The sequence below is a fragment of the Pelagibius sp. Alg239-R121 genome (assembly GCF_947331435.1).
Classification (GTDB): domain Bacteria; phylum Pseudomonadota; class Alphaproteobacteria; order Kiloniellales; family Kiloniellaceae; genus Denitrobaculum.
The window spans coordinates 1-1,229 of record NZ_CAMZOF010000047.1; the positions used below are offsets into that span (position 1 = coordinate 1).

Genomic DNA, 1,229 nt, shown 5'->3' on the forward strand with positions numbered 1-1,229 from the left:
GGTGGTCTCAACAGGTGGCCGCAACACTTTAGTCTTTGAGGAAAGATGGAGTGTTGGACATGAAGTATCGTCGCCGTATTTACTATTCCGCCACGCAACGCGCCGATATTTGGGATCGGTGGCAGCGCGGTGAGTCGATGAGTTCGATCGGGCGCGCCTTTAACCGCCAGTCATCTTCCGTGTTTTCTGTTATCTCTCCGAGCGGGGGCATCCGTCCACCAGATCGGAGGCGTAGCAAACAAGCTCTGAGCTTAATCGAGCGCGAAGAGATATCGCGGGCGCTTAGCGTCAACCGATCTTTGCGATCCATTGCATACCAATTGGGGCGTTCGCCATCGACAATAAGCCGCGAGGTTCGACGTAACGGTGGGCGCATCGACTACCGAGCGGCAGCATCGGATCAGGCTGCATGGGAGCGCGCTGTGCGGCCCAAGACATGCAAGCTGGCTTGCCACCCATCTTTGAGCCGCGCAGTATCTGCAAAGCTGCGCCGCAAGTGGTCACCGGAACAGATTGCGGGCTGGCTCAAACGCAGCTTTCCAGGAGAGGCACACAAACAGGTGTCACACGAGACAATCTATCGAAGCCTTTACATACAGGCCCGAGGCGTTTTGAAGAAGGAGTTGCTGGAACACCTTCGCGCCAAGCGCACCATACGCCGTTCACGGCACGCCAGCCTTAAGCGCAAGGGGTTGGGTCAGGTCAAAGATGCCGTCTCGATTAGCGAAAGACCCGCTTGCGTTGAGGATCGCGCGGTACCTGGTCATTGGGAAGGTGACCTCATTGGCGGTTCCAAAAACAGCTACATCGCCACCCTCGTCGAGCGGCAGTCGCGATATGTCATGCTGATCAAGGTTGCCAACAAGGATACGAAAAGCGTCATCTCGGGACTGATCAAGCAATCCCACAGGCTGCCAAAGGAGCTCTACAAATCCCTGACTTGGGATCGCGGCAAAGAGCTGGCAGATCATTCGCGTCTGACAATGGCAACCGATATCGAAGTCTACTTCTGCGACCCGCATTCGCCATGGCAGCGGGGATCAAACGAAAACACCAACCGCCTGCTCCGACAATACTTGCCGCGCGGAACCGACCTGTCCGTGCATTCCCAGGCCAAACTCGGGGCAATCGCCAGACAACTAAACGAACGGCCACGCAAGACCTTGCAATATCAAACGCCAGCAGAGAAGTTCGCCGAGTGTGTTGCCGCGATCAGTTGAATCCACCAC

At 56.4% G+C, this 1,229-nt stretch carries 1 protein-coding gene; it reads left to right on the forward strand.

Features of this window, described 5'->3' with window-relative positions; translation table 11 throughout:
- Positions 1-59 precede the first annotated feature (59 nt).
- Entirely contained in the window at positions 60-1,220 is a 1,161-nt protein-coding gene (locus QMZ18_RS36905) for an IS30 family transposase (protein ID WP_282611443.1), read from the forward strand.
- Positions 1,221-1,229: the final 9 nt, after the last annotated feature.